General features: G+C 56.1%; 8 protein-coding genes. 3 read left to right on the top strand and 5 right to left on the bottom strand.

Going from position 1 to position 12898, the window contains the following annotated elements:
- Positions 1 to 47 precede the first annotated feature (47 nt).
- The 3 genes from SIK69_RS02680 to SIK69_RS02670 all read right to left on the bottom strand — a co-directional run bounded on the left by SIK69_RS02680 (position 48) and on the right by SIK69_RS02670 (position 5051).
- Positions 48 to 1625 carry an arylsulfatase gene (locus tag SIK69_RS02680; RefSeq protein WP_319785335.1) on the bottom strand — a complete coding sequence of 526 codons (1578 nt, stop codon included), beginning with the start codon at positions 1623 to 1625 and terminating at the stop codon, positions 48 to 50.
- Between the two features lie 212 nt (positions 1626 to 1837).
- Positions 1838 to 3487: a class I fumarate hydratase FumA gene (fumA, locus tag SIK69_RS02675; RefSeq protein WP_319626852.1), complete on the bottom strand. Its 1650-nt coding sequence runs from the start codon at positions 3485 to 3487 to the stop codon at positions 1838 to 1840.
- Positions 3488 to 3539: 52 nt separating this feature from the next.
- Positions 3540 to 5051, bottom strand: coding sequence for an anion permease (locus SIK69_RS02670; RefSeq protein WP_319626853.1), 1512 nt, complete (start codon positions 5049 to 5051; stop codon positions 3540 to 3542).
- Between the two features lie 635 nt (positions 5052 to 5686).
- On the opposite strand from SIK69_RS02670, the gene SIK69_RS02665 reads away from it, so the two are divergent.
- Both SIK69_RS02665 and SIK69_RS02660 read left to right on the top strand, forming a co-directional pair.
- Complete coding sequence (locus SIK69_RS02665) at positions 5687 to 8461, top strand: NADH-dependent fumarate reductase (RefSeq protein ID WP_319785334.1); 2775 nt, start codon at positions 5687 to 5689, stop codon at positions 8459 to 8461.
- Positions 8462 to 8519: 58 nt separating this feature from the next.
- Positions 8520 to 9485: an FAD:protein FMN transferase gene (locus SIK69_RS02660; protein ID WP_319785333.1), complete on the top strand. Its 966-nt coding sequence runs from the start codon at positions 8520 to 8522 to the stop codon at positions 9483 to 9485.
- Here the strand turns inward: SIK69_RS02660 and dcuR are convergent.
- Together dcuR and SIK69_RS02650 are read right to left on the bottom strand one after the other, a co-directional pair.
- Entirely contained in the window at positions 9466 to 10185 is a 720-nt protein-coding gene (gene dcuR, locus SIK69_RS02655) for a two-component system response regulator DcuR (protein WP_319626856.1), read from the bottom strand. The two genes, SIK69_RS02660 and dcuR, sit on opposite strands and share 20 nt — an antisense overlap.
- Complete coding sequence (locus SIK69_RS02650) at positions 10182 to 11783, bottom strand: sensor histidine kinase (protein ID WP_319626857.1); 1602 nt, start codon at positions 11781 to 11783, stop codon at positions 10182 to 10184. The genes dcuR and SIK69_RS02650 overlap by 4 nt, the downstream gene beginning before the upstream one ends.
- 170 nt (positions 11784 to 11953) lie before the next feature.
- Between SIK69_RS02650 and SIK69_RS02645 the strand changes: the two genes are divergently transcribed.
- Positions 11954 to 12871 carry an N-acetylmuramic acid 6-phosphate etherase gene (locus SIK69_RS02645; protein ID WP_319785332.1) on the top strand — a complete coding sequence of 306 codons (918 nt, stop codon included), beginning with the start codon at positions 11954 to 11956 and terminating at the stop codon, positions 12869 to 12871.
- The last annotated feature ends 27 nt before the right edge of the window (positions 12872 to 12898 follow it).

Here is a 12898-nt window from a genome sequence, read left to right as displayed (position 1 = left end):
TACAACCCGCTCTGAAAGTGAAGTCTCACATGACTTCATGAGGCAACTTAGTTTTTAATGCCTGAACCTTGTTGAATCATCGCGGATGCATCAGAAATAGTGAACGAGCCAGGTTTCTGACGTGGCGGGAACTCTTTAAAGGATTGCAGCATTTCGCCTGCATATTTCTGCGCGCCACCCAGTAAGAACAGACGATCGTAGAACCAGGTGTTGTAACCCATACCCTGATCGCCTTTTTCCAGTGGATCGATTTCCAGATCGAAAATCAATGGCACACGCAGTTTGGTGAATGGATATTTCCACAGATCCAGGCCCTGATGTTCCTGAATCATAAAGTGTGCTTTCCAGCGACCGTAACGCATGGCCAGCAGGTCACCGTCATCACTCCAGTAGAAGAACTCTTTACGCTGGTCTTCGCCTTTACCCTGTAGGAAGTCGAGCTGGTTGTAACCATCCAGATGCACTTTGTAGGTGATGGACGGGGTTTTGTAACCCTTCAGCAGCTGATCTTTGATGTTCGGATCGCCGGCTGCCGCGACCAGCGTTGGGAACCAGTCATAGCTTGCAAACATGTCTTTTACGATGGTGCCTGGCTTGATGTGGCCTGGCCATTTGATCATCGCCGGAACGCGGAAACCGCCTTCCCAGCCGGTGTTTTTCTCACCACGGAACGGGGTTTCACCCGCATCCGGCCAGGTCGCGGTCATCGGACCGTTATCGGTGGTGTAGATAACAATGGTGTTATCTTCAATGCCCAGATCTTTAATTTTCTGCAGCACTTCACCGATCATCTTATCGTGTTCAACCATGCCGTCGGCATACGTACCCAGGCCTGTTTTACCAATGCTGGCGTCTTTCAGGTGGGTTTTATTGTGCATACGGGTGGTGTTGAACCAGGTGAAGAACGGCTTGTTGGCCTTCACCTGACGTTCCATAAAGTCGTTGTTCGCCGCGAGTGTTTCTTCGTCAACGGTGCCCATACGTTTTACGGTCAGAGGTCCGGTATCTTCTATTTTGCCGTCAGCGCTGCTTTTAATCACGCCGCGCGGGCCGAATTCTTTACGGAAGGCCGGGTCTTTCGGATAGTCCGGGTTCTCTGGCTCTTCTTCGGCATTCAGGTGATACAGGTTGCCGAGGAACTCATCGAAACCGTGAGCGGTTGGCAGGAATTCATCGCGGTCACCAAGGTGGTTTTTACCGAACTGGCCGGTGGCATAACCGAGCTGTTTGAGAATGTTGGCGATGGTCGGATCTTCTTTTTGCAGACCCTGTGGCGCACCCGGCATACCGACTTTACTCATCCCGGTACGGAACGGCATCTGGCCGGTGATGAAGGCAGAACGACCCGCGGTGGAGCTTTGTTCCGCGTAGTAAGAGGTAAATTTGGCACCCTGAGCAGCAATACTGTCGATGTTAGGGGTGTCATAACCCATCGTACCCTGGTTGTAGGTACTCAGGTTCCAGTAACCAATATCGTCACCAAATATGACAACGATGTTCGGTTTGTCGGAGTCTTGTTTTGGAGAGGCGGTGGCAGGCGCTGCATAAGCGGATGTGACGGCACCAGAGGCCAGCGTCAACATACTTGCAAGCATTGTCCGCTTGAATGGGACATGATTAAACATGAGGAACTCCTGTTGATAAAGTCCCATTTAGTATAGTTAGACCGCACCTTTTGCAAACTTACGATCGATGTAAAAATAAATGCTTACCTGTTTGCACTTTACCTAACAAATTTATTTTCTTGCACAGGATGTTTTGCGCACGCAAACATAAATAATGAGGGGTTGGGGATAATCGAGATAAAACGGCCAGCGCGAGGCTGGCCGGAGGGAGATTATTTCAGTTTACAGCCTGAACACTGCTTATTTTGGATCTGCTGGAAGAAATCATTGCCTTTGTCATCCACCAGGATAAACGCCGGGAAGTTTTCGACTTCGATTTTCCAGATGGCTTCCATACCCAGTTCCGGATACGCCACGCATTCGAGGCTCTTAATGCTCTGCTGGGCCAGTACCGCCGCCGGGCCTCCGATGCTGCCGAGGTAGAAGCCACCGTGTTTATGGCACGCGTCGGTCACCTGCTGGCTGCGGTTGCCTTTCGCCAACATCACCATGCTCGCCCCGTGTGCCTGCAATAAATCCACATAGGAATCCATGCGACCCGCGGTGGTTGGGCCGAGCGAGCCGGATGCGTAACCTTCTGGGGTTTTCGCCGGGCCTGCGTAGTAGATCGGATGATCTTTCACGTACTGCGGCAGCTCCTCGCCGTTATCCAGCAGCTCTTTCAGCTTGGCATGCGCCATGTCACGCGCCACGATGATGGTGCCGTTCAGCGACAGACGGGTCGAGACAGGATGTGCGGCCAGCTGGGCGCGGATCTCACTCATTGGCTGATTCAGGTTGATGCTTACCACATCGCCTTCACCCTGTTGGCGCAATTCTTCAGGAATGTACTGGCCCGGATTGGCTTCCAGTTTCTCAATCCAGATCCCGTCGCGGTTGATCTTGGCTTTGATGTTACGGTCCGCCGAGCAAGACACGCCCATGCCGATCGGGCAGGACGCGCCGTGGCGCGGCAGACGGATAACGCGGATATCGTGGGCGAAGTATTTGCCGCCGAACTGCGCGCCGAGGCCGAGGTTCTGTGCCTCCTGCATCAGTTCCTGTTCCAGCTGCACATCGCGGAATGCCTGACCGTGCTCGTTACCTTCGGTTGGCAGACCGTCGTAATAGCGGGTGGAGGCCAGTTTCACGGTTTTCAGCGTCGCTTCTGCCGAGGTGCCGCCAATCACAAACGCGATATGGTACGGCGGGCAGGCGGCGGTCCCGAGGGTACGCATCTTCTCAACCAGCCAGTTTTTCAGCTTCGCCGGGGTAATCAGCGCTTTGGTTTCCTGATACAGATAGGTCTTGTTGGCGGAGCCGCCGCCTTTCGCCATGCACAGGAATTTGTATTCGTCGCCGTCCACGCTGTAGAGGTCAATCTGCGCGGGCAGGTTGGTGCCGGTGTTCACTTCTTTATACATGTCCAGCGGCGCGTTCTGCGAATAGCGCAGGTTATCTTCGGTGTAGGTGTTGTACACCCCGCGCGCCAGGGCGGCTTCATCGCCGCCACCGGTCCACACGTTCTGACCTTTTTTACCCATGATGATTGCTGTGCCGGTGTCCTGACAGGTCGGCAGCACGCCTTTGGCAGCGATTTCTGAGTTACGCAGGAATTGCAGGGCCACGTATTTATCGTTATCGCTGGCGTCCGGGTCGGTGAGGATCGCGCCGACCTGCTGCTGGTGGGAAACACGCAGCATGAAGGACGCATCGTGGAACGCCTGCTGGGCCAGCAGGGTCAGGGCTTCTGGTTCGACTTTCAGCATCGGCTGGCCGTCAAACTCAGCCACGGAAACATGCTCGCGGCTCAGCAGATAGTATTCGGTGTCGTCTTTCGCCAGCGGGAAGGGATTCTGATAAACAAAGGGTTTATTCGACATACTCAACTCCAGAAATTTAAAAACCGCCGGAGTCTCCCCCGACGGTTAAGGATTAGAACATCATCGACATCCACGGATAGCCAATCAGCAGCAGCGCGGCGAGGAAGATCGCCCCAAAGATAGTACCGAGACGCCAGTAGTCTTTGGTTGGCAGGTAGCCGCTGCCGTAGTAAATCGGGCTTGGGCCGGTGCCGTACGGGGTGATAATCCCCATCACGCCCAGCGAGGTCACCATCAGCAGACAGAACACTTCCATATTCATGCCCGGAATGGTGGAGGCGATGGTCAGCATCGCGGGCAGCAGCGCGGTGGTGTGCGCGGTGGTGCTGGCAAATAAGTAGTGCAGCAGGTAGAACGCCAGCAGCAGCACGATAGTTGCGGTGCCCGGCGAGATACCGCCCATCAGCGCGCCGCCTTCTTTACCCAGCCAGGTGATGAACCCGGTAGAGGAGAGACCATCGGCCAGCGCCACCAGGGTGGCGAACCAGACAAAGGTATTCCACGCGGCTTTATTATTGGTGATGTCGTTCCAGTTCAGTACCCCGGTCCACAGCATCAGCACGATAACCAGCAGGGCGGCCATCGCCGGTTCAATCCAGTCGGCGGCGAAGATCCACATCATCAGCGCACAGCATACGAACACCAGCAGCAGGATTTCATTGCGCGACAGTTTGCCCAGTTTTTCCAGCTCACGTGCAGCCCACAGCGGCACTTCGTTGTTCACTTTCACTTCTGGCGGGTAGAACCAGTAAGCCAGCAGCGGCATGACCAGAATCAAAATCACACCCAGCGGCAGGAAGGCGAGGAACCACATACCCCAGGAGATGTTCAGGCCAACGATGCTTTTTACCAGCGCCAGGGCCAGCAGGTTCGGTGCCAGCGCTGACAGGAACATCGAGCTGGTGATACAGGCGGCGGTGATCGCCACCCACATCAGGTAGGAACCGATTTTACGGGCGCTCGGGTCGTTTGGTTTAGAACCGTACAACGGCGGTAGATTAGCGATAATCGGATAGATGGTGCCCCCGCTGCGCGCGGTGTTCGACGGGGTGAACGGGGCCAGCAGCAGATCGGCGAAGGTAATGGCATAGCCCAGCGTCAGGCTGCGACGACCAAGGTATTTCACCAGGATCAGCGCCAGACGACGACCGAACTGCGTTTTGTCATAGCCTGCGGCAAACATGAAGGCACCGAAAATCAGCCACACGGTAGAGTTGCCGAAACCGCTGACTGCCCATTTAAAGGATGCGGTGGCCAGCTTGAATTTCGGCTCCAGCATCTGCTCTGGGCTGAACAGCAGCCACTGGCTGCACAGGGCGATCACCACCACCCCGGTTAAGCCGATCACGGCACCCGGCAGCGGTTCAAAAATCAGGCCGACAATCACGCCGACAAAGATAGCGAAGTAGTGCCAGGCATAGGGCGGCAGGCCGTCCGGCACCGGCACGAAAAGCAGCAGAACCGCGACAATGACAGGCAACGCCATCATCAGCAGGCGGTTGGATTTCCCGGCTTTTGCTTTACCCGGACTGGTGGCCGGTGGGGTGACTGTATTCTCTTTCATAGTGAGACTCGACAAGTAGTTAAAAATACGGTGGACGACCTAAGTAACGGCTTGGTTTATTTAGTTACGAAACTTACTTTAATTATTAATGACCGTGCTTACGTCGTTTTTATATAGTGATTCAACGCCATAAAACAGGCGTTAAATTAATAATCGGGCTTATTTATATATTGCGCGTTCATTGCCGATTACAATTGATCGAGATCAAAAAAACGAAATAAGCAGTCCTTTTTTTTCATTGTCGAATAACCCTATTGTGGCATGTGGTTATTTTCTATAAATTCCAGAAGATGTTAAAAACAAAAGAGGTTGAAGTGCGTGTTGTATGTGCTAATTTCATTTATCTTGTTGTTTTGTAATGGGTGCGTTGGTTTTCGGTATGCGGTTTCGCTGTTAACAAAAGTAGCCTTGTTGTTATCAATATTGAATGTGATGTAAATGTTATATTTTAAAATGATAATACCGTGGTGGTAGTGCTGTTATAGCGGGTATTAAATAGTTTTTTAACTAACGTAATAGCTTTAGAAACTAAAGAAAGCGCTATATTAGTAGCATGAGCTCGGACCACTAAATAAAACCGATAAAGGCCCGTCACCGAATTCTTAAATTTCAATTTTAAAATCTGGAGTTCCATTATGACCAGTAATGAACGTATTTTAAGCCCCTTCACACTCCCTAACGGGACCGAACTAAAAAACCGTTTGTTAATGGCACCGATGACCACCTGCACCGGGTATTTCGACGGCAGCGTCACCAACGAGCTGGTGGAGTATTATCGGGTTCGCGCGGGCAGCATTGGCACCATCATCGTTGAGTGCTGCTTCGTCGACGATCTCGGCCTCGCCTTCCCGGGCGCTATTGGGATCGACAGCGACGAGAAAATTGCCGGTCTGGCCAAAATCGCCGCCGCCATTAAAGCCGAAGGTTCAAAAGCTATCCTGCAAATCTATCACGGCGGCCGTATGGTCGATCCGAAACTGATTGGCGGGCGTACGCCGGTCGGCCCAAGTGCCGTGGCGGCTCCGCGTGAAGGTGCGGCCACCCCGGTGGCGCTGACCACCGAAGAAGTGGCGGGGATGGTAGTGAAATTCGGTGAAGGCGTACGTCGCGCCATTCAGGCCGGATTTGACGGCGTGGAAATCCACGGGGCCAACACCTATCTTATTCAGCAGTTCTACTCCCCGAACTCAAACCAGCGTACCGACGAATGGGGCGGCAGCCGTGATAACCGCGCTAAATTCCCGCTGGCGGTGCTGGATATCACCCATAAAATGGCCCGTCAGTATGCCGACGATGCGTTCATCATTGGCTACCGTTTCTCGCCGGAAGAGATGGAAGTCCCGGGCATTCGCTTCGACGACACCCTGTACCTGCTGGAGAAACTGGCGGCGCGCGGCGTGGATTACCTGCACTTCTCCCTCGGTGCGAGTCTGCGTTCGTCCATTGTTGATACTCAGGACCCCACCCCGCTTATCGAAAAATACTGCGCGATGCGCTCTGACACGCTGGCCCAGGTGCCGGTGATGGGCGTGGGTGGCGTGGTAAACGCAGCGGATGCCGAGGAAGGGCTGGACCACGGCTACGACCTGATTGCCGTGGGGCGCGCGACGATTGCTTATCCGGACTGGACCAACCGCATCGCACGCGGTGAAAACCTGGAACTGTTTATCGACAGCACCCAGCGTGAAGCGCTGAACATTCCTGAACCCCTGTGGCGCTTCTCGCTGGTTGAAGCGATGATCCGCGATATGAGCATGGGCGATGCTAAATTCAAGCCGGGCGTGTTTGTGGAAAACGTGCAGGATGATACCCACGAACTGGTTATCAACGTTAGTCTCGAAAGCGACAGGATCGCTGACATCGAACTGGTCTCCGGCCCGCAGCAGGTGGAATTCGTCACCAGCTTTGAAGAGATTAAAACCCGTATTCTGGATGCCAACACCCCGCACGTGGACGCCATCTCCGGCGCAACCAGTCAGAGCGAAGCGGTGAAAAAAGCGGTATCAAAAGCGATGGTGAAATCCACCAAAGCCCGCGTGGCGGAAGAGGGGGGGGATACCCAGGCGGCGAAAAACTACGACGTAGTGGTGGTCGGTAGCGGCGGGGCCGGTCTGGCGGCGGCGATTCAGGCGCACGATGAAGGGGCCAGCGTGCTGATCGTCGAAAAAATGCCGACCATCGGCGGGAACACCATTAAAGCCTCGGCGGGGATGAACGCCGCTGAAACCCGGTTCCAGCGCGTGAAAGGTATTCACGACAGCAAAGAGCTGTTCTATGCCGAAACCCTGAAAGGCGGCGGCAATAAAAACAACCCGGAACTGCTGCGTCGCTTCGTGGAAAACGCCCCGGAAGCCATCGAATGGCTGGCGCGTCGTGGCATTATGCTGAATGACATCACCACGACCGGGGGGATGAGCATTGACCGTACTCACCGCCCACGTGACGGATCGGCGGTTGGCGGGTATCTGATCAGCGGCCTGGTGCGGAACGTGACCAAACGCGGTATCGACGTGATGCTCGACACCTCCGTGGAGGAGATCCTGTTCAATGACGGGGAAGTGAACGGCGTGCGTCTGCTGAATGACGAAAACGAAACCCTCACCGTGCAGGCGAAAAGCGTGGTGGTTGCCACCGGGGGCTTCAGCGCCAACAGCGCGATGGTGGTGAAATACCGTCCTGACCTCGAAGGCTTCGTGACCACCAACCACAAAGGTGCGACCGGGGGCGGGATCGCGCTGCTGGAACGCATCGGTGCAGGCACCGTCGACATGGGGGAAATTCAAATTCACCCGACCGTCGAACAGAACACCTCGTACCTGATTTCTGAATCCATTCGTGGCGGCGGGGCGATTCTGGTCAATCAGCAGGGCAGCCGTTTCTATAATGAAATGTCGACCCGCGATAAAGTCTCTGCCGCCATCATCGCGCTGCCGGAACACTTCGCGTACATCGTGTTCGATGAGCACGTGCGAGCGAAGAACAAAGCCGCCGATGAGTACATCGCCAAAGGTCTGGTGACCAGCGCCAGCTCACCGCGCGAACTGGCCGCCGCATTGGGTATGGATGAACACGCTTTCCTCGCCACCCTGGAACGCTACAATGGCTTTGTAGAAAAACAGCACGACGACGATTTCGGTCGCACCACCGCGCTGCGTGCGCCGATTAACGAAGGCCCGTTCCATGCTATCCGTATCGCGCCGGGCGTACATCACACCATGGGTGGCGTGACCGTGAATACTCAGACCGAAGTGCTCAACGCCGAACACGCGGTAATTCCGGGGGCGTACGCGGCAGGTGAAGTGGTCGGCGGTATCCACGGCGGCAACCGTATCGGCGGTAACGCGGTCGCGGATATTATTATCTTCGGTACACTGGCGGGCCATCAGGCTGCGGTTCGGGCCCGGGGGTAAACATACATAAATGCCCTCTCCCTTTTGGGGAGAGGGCCAGGGTGAGGGTATAAACGCCATGCCAACTGACGGCTCGGTTTACAGCTATTCTGCGGTCCTGATGGGTTCGCCCATTCTGCTCAAACTCTTCTCTCACAACCCACCGCTCGCTTCCCGTGTTTTTAGCCTGATCAAACAGTATGAAGACCTGCTGACCGTCAACCGGGCGCAGTCGCAGGTAATGGACATCAACCATGCCGCCGGGCTGCATCCGGTCACGGTGAGCCGTCCGGTGTATCAGCTGATCCAGTGCGCAAAAGCGGCGAGCGTTTTGCCCAACAGCGCCTTTAATCTCGCCATCGGCCCGCTGGTCAAACGTTGGCGCATCGGCTTTAAAGGCGACAGCGTCCCGCCCGCCGATGACATCCAGGCGCTGCTCAATATCACCCAGGCGCAGGACGTGATCCTCGACGACGACAACCTGAGCGTATTTCTGACCCGCAAAGGGATGGAGATTGATTTAGGCGCGATTGCCAAAGGTTATATCGCTGACCGGGTGCGGGATGTATTGCTGAAAGAAGGGGTGACCGACGGGCTGATTAATCTCGGCGGCAACGTGCAGACCCTCGGCACGCCGCAGGGGCGCTGGAGTATCGGCCTGAAAAAACCGTTCGCTGAAGCGGATGCGCTGGTCGGGGCGATGCAGGTGGCGCACAAATCGGTAGTCACCTCTGGCACCTATGAGCGGTACTTTGAACAGAACGGGCGGCGCTACCACCATATTATTGACCCGCACACCGGTTATCCGCTGGATAACGAACTCGACAGCGTGACCATTATCTCCACCGATTCGCTCGACGGCGATATCTGGACCACGCTCTTGTTCGGCGCGGGGGTGGAGAAGGGCTGTCAGATGCTGAAAGGCCGGGCCGACATCGAGGCGATTTTTGTCACTAAGGCGCAGGAAGTGATCCTCTCTTCCCAGCGCCAGTTCCGCTTTACGCTACTCGACGACAGCTATCGGCTTATTGACTGTACTGCTTGAGTAAGCCGTACTGCTCGGCGATGAGACGATAGCGATACACCGGTCGGCCAGTGGCCCCGTAGTGAATGCTGGTGAACAGGATATTCATCTGCGCCAGCCAAATCAGATATTTACGACATGAGACCCGAGATATAGCCACTGCATTCGCCAGTTCATCGGTCGAAAACTCGCTGCCCGGATGGGCATCAATCCACTGACAAATGGTGCGCAGGGTCTGTGGGGTTAAGCCTTTCGGCAGCTTTTTGCTATCAGCCACCTCTGGCGTGCCGCCGTGCAGCAGCCGGTCTACGTCGGCCTGCTCATACCAGGCATGGTTGCCCATCAGGTTTTTCTTCTCCCGCCAGGCGTTGAGCGCTTCTTCAAAGCGCGGGAACTGGAAAGGTTTGATCAGATAATCGACCACTCCGTAGTGAATCGAGGTCTGAATGGTCGCCGCATCGGCCGCGGAAGAAATCATGATAACGTCGATAGCCCGGCCAGATGCGCGGATCACCGGCAGCAAATCGAGACCGTTATCCTGCTGCATGTAAACGTCCAGCAGCACCAGATCGATCTCCAGCGACGTGTCGTTGAGAAGCGCTGTGGCCTGCGCCAGCGTGGACGCGGTCCCGCAGCACTGAAATCCGGGCACCCGGGCGACATACATCCGGTTCAGCTCGGTCACCATCGCGTCATCATCAACAATTAATACATTTATCACGCACTCTTCCTTTCACTGTCCCACGGGAGACTGACAAAAAATTGGGTAAACACGCCGGGCTCGGATTCTACCGTAATCGAGCCGCCGAGTTCATCCAGCTGTTGGCTGGCGAGGAACAAGCCGACGCCGCGGTTTTCCCCTTTGGTGGAAAAGCCTTTGGCGAAAATGGCCTCTAAATTGGCCTCGGGAATGCCCGCCCCATCATCGCTGACTTCGCAGGTGAGCCACCCACTCTGGTAATGCAACAACAGACTGATTTCCCCTTCCGACTGACTTTGCATTGCATCAAGCGCGTTTTCTATCAGGTTGCCGAGCACCGTGACCAGCACCGTGACCTGTTTTTCATTCGGGTTATCCGGCACCAGGCTCTCGTCCGCCAGCGTCAGGCTAAAACCCCGCTCTTTGGCGCGATTGATTTTGCCGAGCAGGAACCCGGCCACCACCGGCGATTTAACCCGATGCTGAATGGCCCCGATATCCATTTGGTAGGTATGCGCGGTGTGCAGGACATACTCTTCAAGCTTATCGTAACTTTTCATGCTCAGCAGGCCGAGGATCACGTGCAGCTTGTTCATAAACTCATGCGAGGTGGTGCGCAGGGCATCGACGTAGTTCACCATCCCGTCAAGGCGCTGCATCAGCTGGCTGACTTCGGTTTTATCGCGGAAGGTGCTAATCGCCCCGGTCACCCGGCCCTGACTGCGGATCGGCACGGTATTGCTGAGCAACAGCCGCCCGTTGCAGCCCAGCGCCCGGTCCTGCAGCGGTTGACCGCTGGCCAATACCTCGCGCAGATTCTCCAGCAGCGGGGCGTGGCCTGACTCGCCCGACAGCAGCATTTTACGCGCCGCATGGTTGACGACCGTCACCCGGCCCAGGGCATCGACCGCCATCACCCCCTCCTTCAGCGACTGCAACATTGCCTGACGCTGCTGATACAGGTTGGTGATTTCCCACGGCTCAAGACCCAGTAGCACGCGCTTGAGCACCCGTACCAGGCAGTAAATGCCCGCGCTGCCGACGATAATGCTGAAGAGCACGCTCCACAGCACGCCCCAGTGGCTGCGTCTGACCTGCTCATCGACCTTGCTCAGCGAAATACCGACCGCCACCACCCCAATTTGCCGATGGTTATCGTCATACACCGGGGTAAACACACGCAGCGCCTGGGCGAGCACCCCGTGGTTGATCGAGACGTTCTCTTTCCCGGTTAACGCCGGATGAATATCGTCCCCGATAAAGGTCTGGCCGATGATGGCCGGGTCCGGGTGTGAATAGCGGATGCCTTGCATGTTGGTCACTACCGCAAACAGCAGGTGGTTGCGTTCTGCCACGCGGTTGGCCAGCGGCGCGATGATGTTGTCCTGCGGCGACTGGCTCAGGCCACGCTTGACCTCCGGGGAATCGGCGAGGGTACGCGCCACCGCCAGCGCCGTGTCCTTCACGCCGTTGCGAGTGACGTTGCTGATTTGCCCGAGCCACAGCGCGTAGGCCAGGATCAGTACCGCGCCCATCACACAGCACACCATCAGGGTGACAAGGGTACTCAGTTTCATCCGCCGTTGTGGTGTCGCGGCGGGAAGGGGCGAATCGCTCATGTCAGGTCCAGAAAGCCGTAAAGGGGTTATTATCGTCGCCGGGGCGCTTTTTTTAAAGCGGCGTAAAGAAAAGGAAAAGGGGGAGAATGGGCAGTGAAGCGTGACGGCACTCGCGGTTCCGGTTGGGAATATCCTTATAGTAGATAAGGACGATAACAAAGGAGCGTGTTATGAGCATTAAGCCAATGAGTATTGCCATGGAACGTCGCAACGCCGCCACCACTGAGATAGATAAACTCTCGACGCACGACATGCTGGCGCTGATCAACAGGGAAGATAAACAGGTGACCGATGCGATTGCCGCGTGCCTGCCGGACATTACCCGTCTGGTGGATAACGCGACGGCGACCCTCAGCCGGGGCGGTCGGGTTATCCTGGCAGGCGCAGGAGCGTCTGGCCGGGCGGCAGTGCTGGCGGCAGGGGAGTTCGCGCCAGACAACAAACATGCCCTGCTGGCGTTGATGGCGGGCGGAATGCAGTCGATGGTGCAAACCTCGGAGCTGGCGGCGGCGGATTATGACCGCGGCGTCAAAGACCTCGAAACCATCGCCTTTAGCAACAACGATATGCTGATTGGTCTGAGCGTGAGTGGCAAAACGCCTTGGGTATGGGGCGTTTTGCGCCATGCGTGGTCGCTGGGGGCGCGGGTCGGGATAATCACCCAGGATGCCAGCAGCGAAGCCGCACAGCTGGCCGATATTGCGGTTGTGCCACCGACTGGCCCTGAAGTGGTGGCCGGATTCAACAACCCGAAAGCGCATCAGGCGCAGAAGCAAATTCTCACCATGCTCACCACCGGGATTGCCATTCGCAGTGGCCGGGTATACAGCAACCTGCGTGTCGATGTCCCGGCGACCAGCACGCGCTGGCAGGAGCGGCAAATCGCTATTGTGATGGAAGTGACCGATTGCCCACGGGCGCAGGCGAAAGTGGCGCTGGCGAACAGCAATAATCACTGCCGCACCGCGATCCTGAGCATCATGACCGGGCTGGACGCCTGGCGTGCCCGGGAGTTGCTCAGCGACAACAACGACAACCTGCGTCTCGCGTTAAACGACGCCCAGCAGATGCATCTCAAGAACGTCTGACCCTTTCCGGCGGAAGGTCACTGCGAC

Source organism: Scandinavium lactucae, from assembly GCF_033843265.1.
Classification (GTDB): Bacteria; Pseudomonadota; Gammaproteobacteria; order Enterobacterales; family Enterobacteriaceae; genus Scandinavium; species Scandinavium lactucae.
Note: the sequence above shows the minus strand (reverse complement) of the source record. Positions and strands in the feature narration are given on the sequence as shown.

Excerpts from the sequence above, each read along its gene's own strand:
- SIK69_RS02660 (WP_319785333.1), top strand. The coding sequence starts at position 8,520 with ATGCCAACTGACGGCTCGGTTTACAGCTATTCTGCGGTCCTGATGGGT.
- fumA (WP_319626852.1), bottom strand. The coding sequence starts at position 3,487 with ATGTCGAATAAACCCTTTGTTTATCAGAATCCCTTCCCGCTGGCGAAA.
- SIK69_RS02665 (WP_319785334.1), top strand. The coding sequence starts at position 5,687 with ATGACCAGTAATGAACGTATTTTAAGCCCCTTCACACTCCCTAACGGG.
- SIK69_RS02680 (WP_319785335.1), bottom strand. The coding sequence starts at position 1,625 with ATGTTTAATCATGTCCCATTCAAGCGGACAATGCTTGCAAGTATGTTG.
- SIK69_RS02670 (WP_319626853.1), bottom strand. The coding sequence starts at position 5,051 with ATGAAAGAGAATACAGTCACCCCACCGGCCACCAGTCCGGGTAAAGCA.
- SIK69_RS02650 (WP_319626857.1), bottom strand. The coding sequence starts at position 11,783 with ATGAGCGATTCGCCCCTTCCCGCCGCGACACCACAACGGCGGATGAAA.
- SIK69_RS02645 (WP_319785332.1), top strand. The coding sequence starts at position 11,954 with ATGAGCATTAAGCCAATGAGTATTGCCATGGAACGTCGCAACGCCGCC.